We start from the raw sequence: 18,293 nt of genomic DNA, 5'->3' as shown, positions 1-18,293 counted from the left end.
GGGCCCCGTCAAAGTCGGGATCGGTGTAGGTGAACAACACCCCTTGGCTAAGTAGCCGGTTCACACTGTTGCGCGCCCGCACAAGCCGCGCGTGCGTGTACCCCCACCCACCATCGTCCCCAATGGTCTTCTCGGCGAGGAACGCCTCCCACCTCATGCACCACCCCAGGTATGTCTGGTTTCAGGACATCGTTCCGGTTGTGGTGACGGTGGGGTGTTTCAGGACATTGTTCCGGGGGTGTCCCACGTGATCGTTCCGGTCGGTGCGAGGGTGGGTCATGAGTTATTCGCGTAATCGAGCTATCGTCCTGGCGATCATCGAGGGCGGCATGACCCAAACCGAAGCCGCCCACCACTTCGGGGTGTCCACCCGCTGGGTACGCAGTACGCACCCTGTACCGCCGTTTTGAACGCGACGGACCAGAAGGCCTGCATCCGTTGTCAAGGAGGCCCCACACCCAGCCTACGAAGACAAGCGCGCAGGTGACAGACCAGATCCTTGCCGTACGTGAACGGCTCGTAAGTGAGGGCCTGGACGCGGGCCCGGAGTCGATCCTGGCCCGCCTTGATCCTGCTACTGCTCCGAGCCGCACCACGATCTGGAGGATCCTCACAAAAAGTGGTGCCGTGATCGCCCAGCCTCACAAGCGTCCTCGCTCGTCATGGCACCGCTTTGAGGCCGCGAGCCCTAATGAATGCTGGCAGTCAGACTTCACCCACGTCAGGCTCGCTGACACAAGCGCCGTCGAGATCATCTCTTGGCTTGATGACCACTCGCGCTACCTGCTGCACATCAGTGCATATCGTGCCATCACCACCCCGATCGTCATCAGCACGTTCACTGCCGCCCAAGACGCTCATGGGCTTCCCGCATCCACCCTTACCGACAACGGCATGGTCTACACGACCCGACTGTCAGGAGGCCAGAACGGCTCCTACCAGCCCAATGCCTTCGAAACCCTCCTCGCCGATTTGAACATCACCCAAAAGAACGGCCGCCCCAACCATCCCACCACCCAAGGCAAGATTGAGCGCTTCCACCAAACCCTCAAACGCTGGCTCAACTCCCAACCAGCCCCCACCACCCTGACCGAACTCAACACACAGCTCACCGTCTTTCAGGCCATCTACAACACCCAACGACCCCACAGAGCACTCAACGGGCGCACCCCATACGCCGCCTACCATGCCACCCCCAAAAACGGCCCCACACTCACACAAACCCGCAACACCTGGCGTATCCGCTACGACCTCGTCCACGACAACGGCACCATCACCATCCGCTACGCCGGCCGCCTCCTCCACCTCGGCATCGGCAGAAGCCACAAAGGCCAACGCGTCATCGCTTTAGCCAACGGCCCCCAAGTCCTCATCCTCCACCCAAAAACCGCACAAATCATCGCCGAATACACCCTCGACCCCACCCGCACATACCAAAAGAAAACCCGAACATCACCGGAACGATCACCTGAGACATCACCGGAACGATCACCCGGGACATCAACACCCCGAACATAAAAGAAGTCCCAGGACATTGCCGGAACAATGTCCTGGGACATCACACGGAGCCACCTGTGGGAATCGAACCCACGACCTATTCATTACGAGTGAATCGCTCTGCCGACTGAGCTAAGGTGGCGCGCCTGCCGTTCCCCGCGAGGGGCGTTCAGACAACGGTGAGAGTCTAATGGGCCGAAGCGCCGCTGAGCAAATGACGCGGGCGCCCTCGTCGATGGTTCGGCTCACACCGCCGCACCGAATACTCGATGCTCAGCGGCAGACCAGACCGTCCTCGGGGAGCACTCCCCCGATGAAGAAATCCTCCACCGCACCCGTGATGCAGGAGTTCGCCTCACGGTCGTAAGCCGTATGCCCCCATCCCTCGTTGGTCACGAGGATCCCCGAATCCAGCTGCTGGGCGAGCCTCTTCGCCATCGCATAGGGCGTCGCGGGGTCGTGGGTCGTACCGATGACGACGATCGGAGCGCTCCCCCGAGCTGCGATCGGCCCCCGTTGCGCATGACTCGTCGGCCACTTGTCGAGCCCCGCGGACGCGTAGCCCGCGAGGTCGCCGAAGACCGGGAGCTCGGAGCGGATGAGGTCCGCGTTCTTCGCCCACTCCTCGATCGTTCCTGCCGGGCCGTAGTCGAGGTTGTTGACGGCCATCAGCGCTTCGGTCCCGTTGGAGGAGTAGCTTCCGTCATCACCGCGATCGCTGAGGATGTCCGAGACGAACAGCAACTGGGAGCCGTCCCGGCTCTCGATCGCCGGGATGAGGGCCTGGGTGATCATCGCATAGGTGCTCTCCGAGTAGAGCATGCCGATGATCGCCGTGGTCGCGAGGTTCCTCGTCAGGGGGCGCTCGGGGTCGGAGGTCTCCAGGGGGGACTCGTCGAGGCTGTCGAGGAAGTCGACGAGCTGGCTCCTCGCCTGCTCATGGCTCCCCGACAGCGGGCAGGCGCTCGAGTCGAGGCAGCTGTCGATCCAGTGGTTGATCGAGTCCTCGAATCCGCGCATCTGCATGTCGTACACCTCATCGACCGTCGCCGCGGGATCGATCGCGCCGTCGAGGACCATTCTGCCGACGCGCTCGGGGAAGAGCTCGGCGTAGGTCGCGCCGAGGAAGGTCCCGTAGGAGTAGCCGAGATAGTCGATGGTGTCGAGCCCGAGGACGGCGCGCACCATGTCGAAATCCTTGGCCGCGGAGATCGTGTCGATGTGGCCGAAGAGCTCGCCGCTCATCTTCTGGCAGCCGGCTGCGACTGCGGCGTTCTCAGCCTGGGCCTGGGCGACGATCTCCTCGGGGGTCTGCCCCGAGGCCGCCTTCTTGCCGAGAATCGACCCTTCCGCGTTGTAGAGGTCGAGTTGCTCATCGCTCAGGCACTTGACCGGGGTGGATGCGCCGACGCCCCGGGGATCCAGGGCGAGCAGATCGTAGTGATCGACGAGGGCGGTGCCCAGGTTGTCCTCGACCTGGCGGCTGAGGGCGCTGACCGCGGCGCCTCCCGGCCCTCCGAGATTGAAGAAGAGGATCGGGGCGTCGGCCTTTCCGGAACGGTGGATGCCGAGGGCGAGCGTGATCTGCTCGCCGGAGGGATCATCCCAGTCGAGGGGCGCATAGAGGGTTGCGCACTCGTAGGAGCGCAGGTCCGCCGGACGAGCGGAGCCGGTGGCGACCTGGCTGCTCGCACAGCTCCCCCAGTGGATCTTCTGCCGGTAGAAGTCCTCGGCGCTCTTCGCCGCGACCTCGTCCGCTCGGGCTTGCTCGACCTGAGATCCCCCCATCACGGACATGACCAGTCCGGCGCCCCGGTAGACGAGGGTTCCGACGAGGGCGAGGCAGATGAGGACGGAGATCACGGCGACGGCGATGACGGGTTTCGAGGCTCTCATGCCCCCAGGGTATGGGATCTGCCTGATGGTCGGGGTATTCAAGAATCGCCTTCGCCGAAATGATGCGGACTCGGGCCCCGATCCCGCCAGTCATTCCGCAGTGATCGACCAAGGCCGGGCCTCGCGCTCACGAAGGGACGGCCGCAGCCGCCTCCGCACCCGAGCGAGGCCTACGAGCCCTCCACCTGGGGACGCAGCGACACCGCCATCGCCTCGAGCACGAGGAGGGGTTGACCGTTCATGACGAGCCTGCGGCGGGCCCTTTCGATCGCCTCGATCCGCGTCATCGTCTGCTGGGGGGTGGACTCCTGCGCGATCTCGGCCGAGAGGTCCTCGAGGTCCGTATTGATGAGCTCCTGGTCGGTCCCCAATTGCAGCATCAGCACGTCGCGGTAGATCGACATGAGGTCGAGCAGCGCCCGATCCAGTTCGTCCGTAAGGGCGCGCTTCGCCCTCTTCTTCTGCTGCTCCTCCAATTGGCGGATCATCGTCGCGTACTGGCGCGGAGGGGCCTTCTTGTCCTCGATGCCGAGCTGTCGGAGCAGCGCCGCGCGTTCAGCCGCGTCGCGCGCGCTCACGCGCTCCTCGCTGCGCTTCTTCGCGATGTCGTGAAGATCCGCGGCGGCGATGACGGCATCGCCGACGGAGCGCACGCGCACGGGAGCCGTGAGCGTCGCTCGCCTCTTCCTGCGCAGCTCCGGGTCCGCGGCGAGTGCGCGCGCCAGGCCGATGTGGGACTGCGCGGCGCGGGCCGCCTCCATCGCGGTCTCCTCGTCCGCGACTCCCTCGCCGACCAGCAGGTCGGCCACGGCCCTCACCGAGGGAATCCGGAGACCGAGATGCCGGCAGCGCGAGCGGATCGTCGTCAGCATGTCTTCGACGCTGGGGGCGCACAGCAGCCACACCGTCCGCTCCGGAGGTTCTTCAATGGCCTTGAGCAGCGCATTCGCAGCCCGCTCGTGGAGCCTGTCGGCGTCCTCGACGATGATGACACGCCACCGCCCCTGAGACGGCGCGACCTGGGCGTCCAGCACCAGGCCCCGCGCGGTCTCGGTGTTGATCACCGAGGCTTCGGTCACGACCAGACGCACATCCGCATTGGAGTCCGACATCGTCGTCCGGCAGCCCGGGCAGACGCCGCACCCGGGCTCGTCGCCCGTGCACTGCAGGGCGGCCGCGAAGGCCTTCGCAGCATTGGAGCGCCCGGATCCGGGAGGCCCGGTCATGAGCCAGGCGTGGCTCATGGCTCGGGACTGATCCTCCCGGGCGCCCTCCTCGAGCCCGGCATCGACGATGGCGCGCGCAGCGCGCGCAGCCTCCTTCAGAGTCTCGACCGCGCTGTCCTGCCCGACCAGTCGGCCCCATACGCCCCGGTCGTCCGCAGAACCTCGGCGGCTCACAGCTCCGCGTCCTCATCCCCGAAGGGCCACAGGGTCGCCTGCCGTTCCAGGAGACTCGCCAGGATCGGCTGATGCGCCCCGGGAGCATCCTTCTTCACGGCGTCCTCATCGGCGCGGGACTCGTCGCCCTCACCGGTCGGCTCCTCCGCGCCGTAGGAATGGCCCGCATCCCCGAAGCGCTCTTCAAGGACGCCTCTGATCTCGGCGAACACCTCATCGGGGGTGCCCACCGCATCGATCACGACGATCCGTTCCGGCTCCGCGTCGGCGAGCCGCAAGTACTCGTGGCGCACCCGCTCGTGGAAGTCCATCGACTCCCGCTCCAGGCGGTCGGGCCGGTCCGTGCGCCTGCGCGCACCCACCTCCGGAGGCAGATCCAGGAGGAAGGTGAGGCGGGGGTGAAGGCCGCCCGTCGCCCACTGCGACAGGGAGCGGATCTCCTCGACGCCCAGGGAACGGGCCGCGCCCTGGTAGGCCAGGGAGGAATCGATGTAGCGGTCGCCGAGGACGACTTCCTCACGGGCGAGCGCCGGGGCCACCACCGTGGCCACGTGATACGCGCGGTCGGCGGCGTACAGCAGCGCCTCGGTCCTCGGATCGACATCCTCAGGACCGTTCTGCACCAGGCGGCGTATGTCGACGCCCAGCTCCGTTCCGCCCGGTTCGCGAGTGACCAGCACATCGCGCCCGCGCGCCGTGAACCACTCGCGCACGCGCTCGATCTGCGTCGACTTGCCCGAACCATCGCCGCCCTCGAAGGTGATGAAGACACCCTCGCCCGCTTCGCTCACACCAGCACTCGCCACCATGCGCCCATCCTCCCACGCGCCGTCGGCATCTCGAATCGCCCGGCGTCCGGCACCGCTCACTTCGCCGCGGATTTCTTCGCCGAGGTCCGAGCCGATGCCTTCTTCGTCGTGGTGCGCTTCGCAGTCGAACGGGCCTTCTTCGGCGCGGGCCCTTTCGCGCGCTTGTCGGCGAGGAGCTCGAAGGCGCGCTCCTGCGTGAGGTCCTCGACCGTTTCGGCGCGCGGAACCGTCACATTCGTCTCGCCATCGGTGATGTACGGGCCGAAACGGCCGTCCTTCACCGTGACCTTCTTGCCCGAGACCGGGTCCTCGCCGAACTCGCGCAACGGCGGCTTCGCCGTCCCGCGGCCGCGCGTCTTCGGCTGCGCGTAGATCTCCAGCGCCTCCTGGAGGGAGATGGAGAAGATGAGGTCCTCGCTCGCGAGCGTGCGCGAGTCCGAGCCCTTCTTCAGATAGGGCCCGTAGCGCCCGTTCTGCGCGGTGATCACCTCGCCCGTCGCAGGGTCCGTGCCGACTTCCCGGGGAAGCGCGAGCAGCTGAAGGGCCTGATCGAGATCGACCGTCGCCAAGTCCATCGACTTGAACAGCGAAGCCGTACGCGGCTTGAGCGCCGCCTTCTTCCGGCCCTTCGCCTCCGCCCCGGCCTCGGCCTCGGGCAGCACCTCGGTGACGTACGGGCCGAAACGGCCGTTCTTCGCCACGATCACGTGGTTCGTCGCGGGGTCCACGCCCAGCTCGCGGCCGTCGTCGGCGGCCAGGGCGAACAGCTCCGCGATCTTGGCGTCGTCGATCTCATCGGGCGCGATCTCCGCCGGCAGATTCGCCCGCGACCCGTCCGCCTTCTCCAGATACGGCCCGTAGCGCCCGACGCGGACGACGACGCCCTCGGCGACCTCCTGGGAGTTCACCGCGCGCGCATCGATGTCGTCGCCGAGCGAGGCGACCTGGAACTTCAGGCCATCGGCATCGCCCTCGCCGTCCGCGCCCAGGTAGAAGAGGGAGAGGAAGTCCACGCCCGATTCCTCGCCGGCCGCGATCTTGTCGAGGTCGGTCTCCATCGACGCGGTGAAGTCGTAATCGACGAGGTTGCCGAGGTTCTCCTCCAGGAGGCGCGTCACCGAGAAGGCCAACCACGTCGGCACCAAGTACTGCCCGCGATGCGTGATGTACCCGCGGTCCCCGATCGTCTGGATCGTCGCGGCGTAGGTCGAAGGACGGCCGATGCCCCGTTCCTCCATCGTCTTGACCAGAGTGGCCTCGGTGTAACGCCCCGGGGGCTGAGTCTCATGCCCCTCAGGAGTCGCTCCGACGAGGTCCGCGCCATCGCCCTCGGCGACATTCGGCAGGACCTTCTCCGCCTCGGCGTCCTTCTCCGAGTCGTACCGCCCCTTGTCCCGGCCTTCCTCGTAGGCGCGGCGGAAACCCGGTTCGGTGATGACCGTGCCCGACGCCGTCGAGATGACGTCGTGACGGCCGTCATCCAGGGAGATGCCCGTCAGGACGCGGATGGAGGCCGTGAAGCCGACGGCGTCGACCATCTGCGAGGCGACAGTGCGCTTCCAGATGAGGTCGTACAGGGCCAGCTGCTGACGATTGAGCTCCGCCGCGACCTGCGCGGGAGTCCGGAAATGATCCCCGGCGGGACGGATGGCCTCATGCGCCTCCTGAGCGCCCTTCGCGACCTTCCCGTACACGCGGGGCTTCTCGGGGATCGAGGAGGCGCCGTACAGTTCGGCGGCCTGCGCCCGCGCGGCGGCGATCGCCTGACCCGACAGGGCCGTCGAATCCGTGCGCATGTAGGTGATGTAGCCCGACTCGTAGAGGGACTGGGCCGTCCGCATCGTCGAGGCCGCGTTCCAATGCAGCTTGCGCGAAGCCTCCTGCTGGAGCGTCGAGGTCGTGAAGGGGGCCGCCGGACGCCTGCGGTACGGCTTCTGGGTCACGCCCTCGATCACCGAGGAGGCCGAAGCCTCCAGGGCCCGGGCGAAAGCGCGCGCACGGGCTTCGTCAAGATGAGCGACACCGGCAGTCGCGGCCTTCTCACCCAGGACGCCCTTCTCGGTGAAGTCCGACCCCGTCGCCACGGACCGCCCATCGATGTGGGTGACCTTCGCGTCGAAAGCCTCAGCGCCCGCCTCGACCCGGGTACGGATCGACCAGTACTCGGCCGACACGTGCGCCATGCGATCGCGTTCGCGGTCCACCACGAGTCGCGTCGCCACCGATTGGACGCGGCCTGCGGACAAGGAGGGGCGGATCTTGCGCCACAGCAGCGGCGACACCTCGTAGCCGTAGAGGCGGTCGAGGATGCGACGGGTCTCCTGCGCATCCACCAGGGAGGCGTCCAATTCACGCGTGTTGTCGAGGGCGCGGGAGATCGCCTCCTTCGTGATCTCGTGGAAGACCATGCGCTTGACGGGCACCTTCGGCTTGAGGACTTCGAGAAGGTGCCAGGCGATCGCCTCGCCCTCGCGGTCCTCATCAGTGGCCAGGTAGAGCTCGTCGGCCTCTTTCAGGGCCTTCTTCAGTTCGGAGACCTTCTTCTTCTTGTCCGGATTCACCGCGTAGTAGGGGGTGAAGCCGTGATCGACGTCGACCGCGAAGCGCCCGTAGGGGCCCTTCTTCATTTCGGCGGGAAGGTCCTTGGGCTGAGGCAGGTCGCGGATATGACCGATCGAGGCCGTCACGTGGTAGTCCGGGCCGAGGTACCCCTCGATGGTCGCAGCCTTCGCCGGAGACTCCACGATGACCAGCTTCGAGGCTCCCATGATCCACCCTTCCGGCGTTCGTCACTTAGAGACGGCGATTGCCGCTCCTGCCTGACCTTACAACGGCGCGCCCCCGTTTCCGCTCCGGCTCCACAGGACGCGCGCTCGAAGCGGAGACGATCACGCACGATCGGACGCGTCCCGGCCGGCAGCCCCGTCCCCTCCTCCCACGGGTGAGGCCCGCGCACGACGGCGGGCCCGGGCCCTCCGACGACGCGGAACACCGCGGGAACAGCGCCGCGCCGACCTGCTCAGTCCTCGACGATCCGCAGCATCCCGGCCCGCAGGAGCCCGCGCAGCGGCTCGTCGACCTCGGCGCGCACCTCGTCGGCATCGCGCTCGGTGAGCATCGCGACGGCGGCGATGATCTGACCGACCTCCAGCTCGCCGTCCGAAGCCCCCACGACCGCCGAAACCGCCGTCCCCACCATGATCGAACGCCCCAGACCCGAGCCCTGATGCAGGATCATCACCTGCGGATCGGGGCTCCCGGGCACGTAGTGCCGCTCCTCGGTGACGTCCTCGGCGCGTTCGAGCCGCAGGGGCGCGAGATCGGCCGGGAGGCGCAGCGCCCGCAGAGTCTGCGCGACATCGGCCCCTCTCGGCCTCGCCCCCGCGAGGCCGAGGTCGAATCTCAGCACCGCCGCGCCCTCGTCGCTTGCATGCCGGCGAATCGCCATGAAGCCCATCCCGATGCCGCCCACGCCCGCCGCGTCGAAGTCGGCGAGCCAGGCGCGGTAGGCGTCCTCGTTCGCGGCGCCCATCGGATCGGCGTCCTGGAGCCACATCTCGATGTAGCGAGCAGGATCGAGGACGTCGCGCTCGACGATCCACGCATCGACCGCCAGGCCCTCGAACCACTCCTCGAGCCGCAGCCCCCATTCAGCGTCGGGATCACGACCGGCGGGGATCTCCCAATTCCCGATGAGCTGGAGGATCCCGCCGGGGACGAGGTGATCGGGGCCGGATCGCACGACCGCGCGGATGAGCCCGTCGCGGCTCATCCCCCCATCGCGGTATTCGAGGAGCCCCCTCGCGCCGCGGAGCGAGTCCGGAGTGATGACGAAGGGCGGATTCGTCACGATGAGATCGAAGGCCTCGCCCGCGACCGGTTCGAAGAGGGAGCCCTCGCGGACCTCGATGTCGAGGCCGTTGAGGGCAGCGTTGAAGCGGGTGAAGGCGCAGGCGCGCGCCGACAGGTCCGTCGCGACGACCCTGCGCGCGTGAGTCGTCAGGTGCATCGCCTGGATGCCGCAGCCGCACCCCATGTCGAGGGCGGAGTCGACGCGATCGCGGATCGTCATCTCGAGGAGGCTCGTCGAGGCGCCGCCGACGCCGAGGACGTGATCGGGCCTCAACGGCCCGCCCGCCCTCGATCCGGGGATGTCGGAGGCGATCCACCAGGCGACCTCCCCGGCCGTATCGTCTGAAACGCCGGTGACGCCGAGCGTCGCCGCGTAGGGCCGCAGGTCGAGGAGGGCGCTAAGGCCAGCGCCGGCCCCGCCCTCCTCCTCAGCGGGGGCGACGAGGCCGAGGGCGCGCGCCCCGCGACCTCCGAGACGGGGGAGGGCGGCGGCGAGGTCCGCCTCGGATTCGACGTTGCCGAGCACGAAGAGGCGGGTGAGGACCGAAGCGGGATCGTCCCGGCCTTCGAGCTCGATGAGGGCCGGGAGCCGCTGCTCGCGCGCGAGGGCGGCGCGGGCCCGATCCGAAAGGATCTCCTCGAGGGCGTCGACCGTCCATCCGGCCTCCTCGAGATCGTCGCGGAGCGCGGCGATGAGGGCAGCGTCGAGGATCGGGGCGTCGTTCGCATTCATGGGGCAAGCGTATCGAGAGAGCCCGCGGGAGCCCCTCCCGCCCCCGCGCATGCCCTCTGCGAAGCCGGGAGCGGGGAGCGCTCACGGTCGATCATTCCGCTCGAATCCGCCCCCTCCGATCCGCTCGTCGTCATACTCTGAGCTCATCCCGTCAAGTGAGAGTGAAGGAGATCCGAGTCATGAGCCCCATCCGGTCCGCCGCAAAGTCCTCGGCGTGCTCGCTGTGGCCCTTGTCTTCGGAGGAATCGGGGCGCTCGTCAACGATGATCGGACTCCCCCTCAGAAGGCGCCGAGTCTCGTCGATGCTCCCGCATCGGCAGGCAAAGCCAAGACACCGGTGAAGACCTCCTCGAAGACCGAGGATCAGCAGTCCGCAAGACAAGCGGCACGACGAGCCGAGCAGCGGGCAGCAGAAGAAGCCGCCCGGCAAGCCGCACAGCAGGCCCCCGCGCCCCTGGTGAGCACTCCGAGCGCCTACTACCCGAATTGTTCCGCCGCCCGAGCCGCAGGTGTGACCCCTCTCTACGCAGGAGATCCCGGGTACTCCAGAAAACTCGACCGCGATGGCGACGGCATCGCCTGCGAGTGAGCGCAAGGGAGGCGTCCTCGGGCGCGCGAGGGATCCGGCCTGGCATGATGGGCGCAGGCGCACCCGCGCCCCTGCTCTTCGACCTCAAGGACTCACATGGCCGGCGGACTCATCGCCCTCCTCGACGACATCGCCACCCTCGCGAAAGCGACCGCCTCCTCGCTCGACGACATCGCGGCGGGCGCGGCGAAGGCCTCCTCCAAGGCGGTCGGCGTCGTCATCGACGACACCGCGGTCACTCCGCAGTACGTATCGGGCCTCGATCCGAGTCGCGAGCTCCCGATCATCAAGCGGATCGCCCGCGGATCGCTCATCAACAAGCTCGCGATCATCCTGCCGGTCGCCCTCCTCCTCACGTGGATCGCGCCCTGGGCCCTGCCGATCCTGCTCATCATCGGCGGTTCATTCCTCTCCTTCGAGGGTGCGGCGAAGGTCCTCGCCAAGTTGCGCCTGTACCCCGAGCACGCCGAACACGGCGACGAGGTCGAAGCGAAGACCCCGGACGAGGTCGAGAAGGGCATCGTGTCATCCGCGACCCGCACCGACCTCATCCTCTCGGCGGAGATCATGCTCATCTCCCTGGCGAATGTCACCGCCGAATCCAACGCGGTCCGCGTCGGGATCATGGTGTTCGTCGCCTTCTTCATGACCTTCTTCGTGTACGGCCTCGTCGCGATCCTCGTGAAGATGGACGACCTCGGGCTTCGTCTCGCAGAGCGCGACGGGGCGGTCGCGGGCTTCGGGCGCTCCCTGGTCTCAGTCATGCCGAAGGTCTTCACCGTGATCGGCGTCGTCGGCACGGTCGCGATGCTCTGGGTCGGCGGGCACATCGTCATCGCCTCCCTTTCCGACCTCGGATTCGATCCGCTGCACCATTTCGTCGAACAGGCGGTCCACCTGGTTGAGGCATGGGGCGGGGCCGCGAAGTGGACGATGGAGACGCTTCTGTCAGGGGTCTTCGGCCTCCTCTGGGGCTCGCTCATCGCCTACGCATGGTTGGGGATCTCGAAGCTGGTGCCGAAGAAGGCGCACGCCTGAAGGCGCCCCGCCTCGAGCGGGGCTGGGCGCGGGGGCGATCGCGCTTCGAGCGGACGCGCTCGAAAGGGGGCGGTGTGCGCTCTGGGCGAAAGGAACGCGGGTCACACGCCCTCCCCCTCCCGAATAGGACTAAAGACCTGTAGCCTAATTCGTGTGCAGGGCTCACCAGAGCCGCAGCAATCTCACTTAAGGAGTCGACATGTCCGTCTACACCCTCCCCGATCTCCCCTACGACTACGCCGCCCTCGAACCCCACATCTCCGGGCGGATCATGGAGCTCCACCACGACAAGCACCATGCGAACTACGTCGCCGGCGCCAACGCCGCCCTCGCAAAGCTCGAGGCCGCGCGCGAGTCGGGCGACTTCGCCGCCGTCAACCTCTTCGAGAAGAACCTCGCCTTCAACCTCGGCGGACACACGAACCACTCGATCTTCTGGCTCAACATGACCCCCGAGGGCCAGGGCCGCCCCGAGGGCGAACTCGCGAGCGCGATCGACGAGTTCTTCGGCTCCTTCCAGAAGTTCCAGGCGCAGTTCGCAGCCGCCGCCCTCGGCCTCCAGGGCTCGGGCTGGGGCGTCCTCGCCTGGGACGCGCTCGGCGCGCGCCTCGTCACCTACCAGCTCACCGACCAGCAGGGCAACATCCCGGTCGCGACGGTTCCCCTCCTCATGCTCGACATGTGGGAGCACGCCTTCTACCTCGACTACCAGAACGTCAAGGCCGATTACGTCAAGGCGTGGTGGAACGTCGTGAACTGGGACGACGTCGCCGCCCGCTTCGCGAACGCCCGCTCCTGCACGGGTCTGGTCACCGCCTGATCCGAGTCACGGCACCGCTTCCGGCCTTCTTCAGATCGTCGAGGGCGGGGCGCCGTCCTCGACGGACTCGGGGGTCGCACCATGCGGTGCGACCCCCTTCGTCGTCCCCTGTTGATCCGGATGCCGGACCGTCTCCGGCCTCAGATGAGCGAGAGCATCGTCGGGGAGACGAGCTTCAACACATTGGCGCGCCCCTCCTCGGCGGTCGGAGCGTCGACGGCGAAGGCCGCCATCTGCTGACACGTCGCGAGGTCGTGGAGGCGGAGCGCGGCCCGCACCGCATTGACCTTCGAGGGGGCCATGGACAGCGATGCCACGCCGAGGCCCGTGAGGACGAGCGCGAGGAGCGGATCGCCCCCGGCCTCGCCGCACACGCCGATCGGCTTCCCGGTCGCGCGACCGCCTTCGCAGGCGAACTTGATCATCTGGAGGACCGCGGGCTGCCAGGAGCTCAACAGCGGCGCGAGTTCGCCGTCCATCCGATCGGCGGCCATCGTGTACTGCGTGAGATCGTTCGTGCCGATCGATGCGAAGTCGACGACGTCGAGGAGGTGGTTCGCGCGGATCGCGGCCGCGGGGACTTCGATCATGACGCCCACCTTCGGCAGGCCCGCACCGCGGGCCTTCTCGGCGAACCACTCGGCCTCTTCAAGAGTCGACACCATGGGGGCCATGACCCAGAGCTCGGCCTTGGTCTTGGTGTGGGCGGCCGCAAGCGCCGCGAGTTGCGTGTCGATGAGGTCTTCACGGGCCTGGCACAGGCGCAGGCCCCTGCGTCCGAGCGCGGGGTTCGCCTCAGGGCCGAGGTCGGCGAAGCTCAGCGGCTTGTCGGCGCCCGCATCGAGGGTCCTGACGACCACGCGGCGCTCGCCGAAGGAGTCGAGCACCTGCGTGTAGGTCGCGATCTGCTCGTCGAGCGAAGGGGCTTCGGCGCGGTCCAGGAAGAGGAACTCCGTGCGGAAGAGCCCCGCGCCCTCCAGATCGAAGGCCGCGGCGCGCTGAGCGTCGTCGACCGTGCCGATATTGGCGAGGAGTTTCACCCGGTACCCGTCGTAGGTGGCCCCCTCGCCGGAGGAGCCGGCGAGGGCCATCGCCCGCCGTCGGGAGCGTTCTTCGAGCTGCTCGATCTCCTCCGCGGTCGGCGAGACGACGACCTCTCCGACACCGCCGTCGAGTGCGAGCAGCTCCCCCTCTTCGACCTCGAGGATCCCCTTCACTTTGACGATCGCGGGGATGCCGAGTTGAGCGGCGAGGATCGCCGTGTGCGAGGTCGGGCCTCCGACTTCGGTGAGGATGCCCTTGACGGTCGCGGGGTCCAGGGTCGCCGTTTCCGCGGGCGCGAGGTCGCGGGCGACGAGGACGACCGGCTCATCGAAGACCGGCACGCCCGGAGCGGGCAGTCCGCGCAGCTCGCAGATCGCCCGATCCCTCACGTCGTACAGGTCGGTGGCGCGTTCGGCCATGTAGCCGCCGAGGCTCTTGAGCATCTCTGCGTACTCCTCGACGGCCGCATGCACGGCCTGGGTCACGCCCAGCCCCTTCTTCAGCTTCTTGTCGACGGCTTTGGCCAGGCCGCGATCGGCTGCGAGCTGGGCGGTCGCGTTGAGGATCGGCGCGGATTCCTCGGGAGCCCTCTCCGCCCGTTCTTTGAGCGAAGCGGAGACAACGGCGAGGGCGGCGCGCACGCGCGCGCCGTCGGCCACCGGATCGGTGCTCGGCGGTTCGTCGGGATCCGCACCCGGCGCGGGGCGGACGACGGCCGCCCTGCCCGAAGCGGTTCCGGCCGAAACACCGATTCCGTGGAGGACGGTGTGCTCGGTCATCGTCACTCCTTGTCGAGGTCGCGGGAGAGGAGGGCGACGAGGGAATCGAGGACGTCGCCCGCGGAGTCGTCGTCGGTGGAGAGGGTGACCTCATCGCCGTGCTTGACGCCGAGGGTCATGATCTCGAGCAGGGAGGCGGCATCGGCTTCGTCCCCGTTGAAGGAAATGGTGATTTCGACGCCGGAATCGTCGACCGCTTCGGCGAGGAGGGCCGCGGGGCGGGCGTGAAGACCGACCGAGGAGGCGACGGCAACGGTACGGGAGATCATGGGGTTTCCTTCCGCTCGTGGTTCTGTCCATCGTTGGGCAGAACCGATTCTTGCCTTCATCGTATGGGGTTTGGAGCGATACGGATACCCGATCGGACTTCTCGATGCCTCGAACGCTCACGGATTCCCCGGGTTCCGGCGGGAAAGGGGCGCGTCCTGCGGCGCTTCGGAGCCCGCGCGAGGAGCCGCGACTAGACTGTCCCCCGACAGATCAACGCTCATGCGCGGAATCCGGAGCGGGATTCACGGCGAAGCAATGGAGGACCTGGGGTGGCACAACCGTCGGAACCGACTCTCGCAGATGTCGCCAGGGAAGCGGGGGTCTCACTGACGACGGTATCCCGCGTCCTCAACAACCGGGGGTACCTCTCCCAGGCGACGAAGGACAAGGTCGCCGCGGCGATCCAGCACTTGGGCTATCGCCCCAACCAGGTCGCGCGCTCCCTTCACGGGAAGTCGACGCAGACGATCGGGCTCATCGTCCCCACGGTCGCCCTCCCCTTCTTCGGGGAGCTCGCGGTCGAGATCGAGAACGCCCTCGCGGAGCACGGCTACCGCATCCTCATCTGCAATTCGATGGGACGCTCGGATCGGGAGCGCGACTATCTGGACCTTCTCGTCGGCAATCGCGTCGACGGGATCATCTCCGGCGCCCACAATGAGGATCTCGATGAGTACCACTCGATCCGCATGCCCCTGGTGACGATCGATCGGACCCTGTCGCCGCGGATCCCGAACGTCAGGTGCGAGAACGAGGCGGGCGGCCGAATGGCCACCCGGCGCCTCCTCGACGCAGGCGCGCGCAGGCCCGCGCTGCTCACCTCCCGCTCGCATCCACTCAACCTCCGCGAGCGCGGTTACCGCTCCGTCTTGAAAGAGGCGGGAATCGAGCCGATCGTCCTCGAAGTGCCCTTCCACACCCCCGCGCAGGAGCGGCCGATCCTGGTCGCCGAATGCTTGGACGGAGCGACTGAGATGATCGACGCGGTCTTCGCGACCGACGACCTCGCGGCCGCGGAAGTGATCGAATGGGCACGTCAGCGCGATCTGGAGATCCCCCGGGATCTGCGCGTGATCGGCTTCGACGGGACGGGCACCGTGAGGCGGGCCCTGCCCGGCCTCACGACGATCCGCCAGCCCCTGGACCTCCTCGCGCGCAAGGCGGTCGAGATCCTGATGGAGCAGATCGCCTCGCCGCGATCGACCAAGCGGGACGGGGGAGGCGATCCCCTCGCGGACGAGGACGAGGCGATCGCTCTCACCGTCGAGTTCCCGGTGACGCTCATCGAGGGCTGGACCGCCTGATCCTGCTGCGAACTCCGTGAGAGGGGGAGCGCCCTGCCGGGCGCTCCCCCTCTCACGGAGGGCTCATCGGCTCAGGCCGTGGGGGCCTTCGGGGAGATCGCGAGGATCTCGTCGCCGAGATCCACCACGCCCTGGGCGAGGGGCGCAACGGCGTCGAACTTCTTCTTGTTCGTCACGACGACCGGGGTGATCGTGTCGTAGCCGGCTTCACGGATGAGATCCCAGTCGACCTCGGCCAGGACGTCACCGCGACGGACCGTGTCGCCCTTGGCGACGCGGGGCGTGAAGCCCTTGCCCTCGAGCTTGACGGTGTCCATGCCGATGTGGATGAGGACCTGCACTCCGGAGGCCGCTTTGAGGCCGTAGGCGTGGCCCGTGCCGAAGGCGACGGTGACGACGCCGTCGACCGGGCAGACCACGACCCCGCCCGCGGGCGCGATCGCGACGCCGGGGCCCAGGAGCCCGCGGGCGAAGGACTCGTCCTTGACGGATTCGAGGGGGACGATCCTTCCTGCGAGGGGCGCAGTCACGGTGTAGTCGTTCGCGGCCTCGGCGGGCAGCTCGACGAGGGCGGCAGCTCCGGCCGCAACAGACGGGAGCGCGCCGCTCGCAGGCGCCGGAGAGGATGCGGCGGCGGTGCCGCTCGCGGGCACGGCGGCCGGGGCGTCGAGGATCGAAGCGGGGGCCGGGGCATCGGCGGCATCGGCCGGGACGACGCTCTTCGCCTGCATGTCGGCGCGCCCCTTCGAGGAGGCGTAGACGAAGACGCCGGCGAAGGACAGGGCGAAGACGACGACCTCGAGGAGCAGGTACATGGGGATGTCCTGCGGGATGATCGAGACGAAGCCGACGAAGCCGGCGGCTCCGAGGGCCTGGCCGCGCACGTCGAAGAGCGCGACGCCCGCCGAGCCGATCGCGGCTGCGATCATGCCGATGAAGAAGGGCCAGCGCAGGCGGAGGTTGACGCCGAAGATCGCCGGCTCGGTGATGCCGAAGACGGCGGAGGCGCCGCCGGCGCCGGCGAGGCCCTTGAGCTTGGCGTCGCGGGTCTTGGCGAAGACCGCGAGGGCGGCCGCGCCCTGGGCGATGTTCGCCATGGAGGCGATCGGGAAGATGAAGTCGCCGATGCCGCCGTTGACGGGCAGCAGCGGGATCTCGACCGCGGGGAAGGACTGGTGCAGGCCGGTGACGACGATCGGCGAGTAGACGAGGCCGAAGAGGAGGCCGCCGATCGGGCCGAGGGTCGTGTAGCCCCAGTTGATGCCGTCGGTGAGCCACTGGGCGAGGATGCGGGTGACGGGGCCGATCGCGATGAAGGCGAGGAAGCCGGTGACGAGGAGTGTGACGAGCGGAGTGAGAAGGAAATCGACCGTGCCCGACAGTCGCTTGTGGAGCTGCTTCTCGATGAGGCACATGACGTAGGTGACGGCGAGCGTAGGGATGACCTGCGCCTGGTAGCCGATCTTCGCGACGTCCATGCCGAACATGTGCCAGTACTGGACTTCGGCCTGTCCGGCGAGGGCCGCGCCCGTATTCCAGGCGTTGAGGAGGTCGCCGGAGATCATCGCCGCGCCGAGGGCGGCGCCGAGGTAGACGTTGCCACCGAAGCGCTTCGCGGCGGAGAATCCGACGAGGACGGGGAGCGCGGCGAAGGCCGCGGCCGAGACCATGTTGATGAGGTTCGCATAGTCGGCGACCCAGGGGAACATCTCGACGACCGACTTCGGGCCGAAGAGGCCTTGGGCGGTGAGGACGTTGTTGATCGCCATCATGAGGCCGCCGGCGACGAGGGCGGGGAGGATCGGGACGAAGATGTCCGCGATCATCTTGATGAAGCGGGAGAAGACGTTGCCGGTCTTCGCGGCCTCTTCCTTGGCCTCGTCCTTGGAGACTTCGCGGACGCCGTGGTCGGCGACCATGTGCGTGTAGACGATGTCGACGTCGCCGGGGCCGACGATGATCTGGTACATGCCGCCCGCGGCGAAGGTCCCCTTCAGATCTTCGTTGGCGTCGAGGGCCGCTTGGTCGATCTTCTTCTCGTCCGCGAGGACGAGTCGGAGGCGTGTCGCGCAATGGGCGGCGGCGGTGATGTTGGCGGCCCCGCCGACGGCTTCGACGACTTCGGATGCCACCTTGGCGTGATCCATTGCCATTCCACGTTCCTTTCTCGGTGGACCCGGGAAGGACGACGGTGTCACCATGACTCCCGGGCGATATAGCAATCGATTGACATACTAGGATCGCCCGCGCCCTTCGCGCAAG

At 67.8% G+C, this 18,293-nt stretch carries 13 protein-coding genes and 1 tRNA gene; 5 read left to right on the top strand and 9 right to left on the bottom strand.

Going from position 1 to position 18,293, the window contains the following annotated elements; translation table 11 throughout:
• Positions 1-438: 438 nt before the first annotated feature.
• Positions 439-1,518 (top strand): integrase core domain-containing protein, encoded by a 1,080-nt coding sequence (locus HD592_RS02095; protein ID WP_246429964.1) that lies wholly within the window; start codon positions 439-441, stop codon positions 1,516-1,518.
• Positions 1,519-1,566: 48 nt separating this feature from the next.
• Here the strand turns inward: HD592_RS02095 and HD592_RS02090 are convergent.
• From HD592_RS02090 to HD592_RS02065, 6 genes are all read right to left on the bottom strand, one after another.
• Positions 1,567-1,639 (bottom strand) — tRNA-Thr (locus tag HD592_RS02090).
• Positions 1,640-1,770: 131 nt separating this feature from the next.
• On the bottom strand, positions 1,771-3,393 hold the full coding sequence (locus HD592_RS02085; protein ID WP_184451518.1) for an alpha/beta hydrolase: 1,623 nt from the start codon (positions 3,391-3,393) through the stop codon (positions 1,771-1,773).
• A gap of 170 nt (positions 3,394-3,563) precedes the next feature.
• The gene (locus HD592_RS02080) at positions 3,564-4,793 is read right to left on the bottom strand and encodes a DNA polymerase III subunit delta' (RefSeq protein WP_184451517.1); all 1,230 of its coding nucleotides are present in this window, start codon (positions 4,791-4,793) and stop codon (positions 3,564-3,566) included.
• Positions 4,790-5,602, bottom strand: a complete 813-nt coding sequence (gene tmk / locus HD592_RS02075) for a dTMP kinase (protein WP_184451516.1) — start codon at positions 5,600-5,602, stop codon at positions 4,790-4,792. Before tmk ends, HD592_RS02080 begins: the two co-directional genes overlap by 4 nt.
• A gap of 56 nt (positions 5,603-5,658) precedes the next feature.
• Positions 5,659-8,370 (bottom strand): type I DNA topoisomerase, encoded by a 2,712-nt coding sequence (gene topA, locus HD592_RS02070; protein ID WP_184451515.1) that lies wholly within the window; start codon positions 8,368-8,370, stop codon positions 5,659-5,661.
• Between the two features lie 251 nt (positions 8,371-8,621).
• A complete protein-coding gene (locus tag HD592_RS02065; RefSeq protein WP_184451514.1) occupies positions 8,622-10,187 on the bottom strand; it encodes a DUF7059 domain-containing protein in 1,566 nt (521 codons plus the stop codon).
• Positions 10,188-10,401: 214 nt separating this feature from the next.
• On the opposite strand from HD592_RS02065, the gene HD592_RS11875 reads away from it, so the two are divergent.
• From HD592_RS11875 to HD592_RS02050, 3 genes are all read left to right on the top strand, one after another.
• Positions 10,402-10,776: an excalibur calcium-binding domain-containing protein gene (locus tag HD592_RS11875; protein WP_320657553.1), complete on the top strand. Its 375-nt coding sequence runs from the start codon at positions 10,402-10,404 to the stop codon at positions 10,774-10,776.
• 96 nt (positions 10,777-10,872) lie between these two features.
• Positions 10,873-11,814: a DUF808 domain-containing protein gene (locus tag HD592_RS02055; RefSeq protein ID WP_184451513.1), complete on the top strand. Its 942-nt coding sequence runs from the start codon at positions 10,873-10,875 to the stop codon at positions 11,812-11,814.
• 199 nt (positions 11,815-12,013) lie between these two features.
• Complete coding sequence (locus HD592_RS02050; RefSeq protein ID WP_184451512.1) at positions 12,014-12,634, top strand: superoxide dismutase; 621 nt, start codon at positions 12,014-12,016, stop codon at positions 12,632-12,634.
• A gap of 140 nt (positions 12,635-12,774) precedes the next feature.
• On the opposite strand, the gene ptsP is transcribed toward HD592_RS02050, so the two are convergent.
• Complete coding sequence (gene ptsP / locus HD592_RS02045; RefSeq protein ID WP_184451511.1) at positions 12,775-14,457, bottom strand: phosphoenolpyruvate--protein phosphotransferase; 1,683 nt, start codon at positions 14,455-14,457, stop codon at positions 12,775-12,777.
• Between the two features lie 2 nt (positions 14,458-14,459).
• A complete protein-coding gene (locus HD592_RS02040; RefSeq protein ID WP_184451510.1) occupies positions 14,460-14,726 on the bottom strand; it encodes an HPr family phosphocarrier protein in 267 nt (88 codons plus the stop codon).
• 270 nt (positions 14,727-14,996) lie between these two features.
• Here HD592_RS02040 and HD592_RS02035 point away from each other — a divergent pair, with 270 nt between their 5' ends.
• A complete protein-coding gene (locus HD592_RS02035) occupies positions 14,997-16,031 on the top strand; it encodes a LacI family DNA-binding transcriptional regulator (RefSeq protein WP_184451509.1) in 1,035 nt (344 codons plus the stop codon).
• 71 nt (positions 16,032-16,102) lie between these two features.
• Here HD592_RS02035 and HD592_RS02030 read toward each other — a convergent pair whose 3' ends face one another.
• On the bottom strand, positions 16,103-18,184 hold the full coding sequence (locus HD592_RS02030; RefSeq protein ID WP_184451508.1) for a sucrose-specific PTS transporter subunit IIBC: 2,082 nt from the start codon (positions 18,182-18,184) through the stop codon (positions 16,103-16,105).
• Between the last annotated feature and the right edge of the window lie 109 nt (positions 18,185-18,293).

The sequence above is a fragment of the Schaalia hyovaginalis genome, from assembly GCF_014208035.1.
GTDB lineage: Bacteria > Actinomycetota > Actinomycetes > Actinomycetales > Actinomycetaceae > Pauljensenia > Pauljensenia hyovaginalis.
The sequence above is the reverse complement of the archived record's forward strand: the minus strand, read 5'-3'. Positions and strand labels throughout refer to the sequence as shown.